The following is a 277-nucleotide window of genomic DNA, read 5'->3' as shown; positions in this document are numbered from 1 at the left end:
TTCGGATATAGAAATAATTTATGTGATATCAGAATTGTTTGGTAAATCATTTCGGACGGTTCGTCTGATAGGCTGCTTATTTTCGTCGAAATACCGACTGGGCCATATTTCGGCAGGGGTGACACCAATTTCCTTAGCAATCAATAATTCCCCTTTAGGCCAGGGGCGCGTTAAAGCGTTTGCTAATGTTGAAGAGCTTAAACCGTGCTCTCTGGATAATGATGCCAGCGTTTTATTCTTCTTACGTATCGCAGCGATAATATCGGCGGTATGCCAG

1 protein-coding gene is annotated in these 277 nt (G+C 43.0%); it reads right to left on the bottom strand.

Annotated features, from left to right (window positions below):
• Positions 1-18: 18 nt before the first annotated feature.
• Positions 19-277: helix-turn-helix domain-containing protein (locus tag SLS51_RS23650; protein WP_323840898.1), on the bottom strand; the 259-nt coding region annotated here is incomplete at its 5' end.

Origin of the sequence: Photorhabdus africana (genome assembly GCF_035181445.1) — a bacterium.
GTDB lineage: Bacteria > Pseudomonadota > Gammaproteobacteria > Enterobacterales > Enterobacteriaceae > Photorhabdus > Photorhabdus laumondii.
The sequence above is the reverse complement of the archived record's forward strand: the minus strand, read 5'-3'. Positions and strand labels throughout refer to the sequence as shown.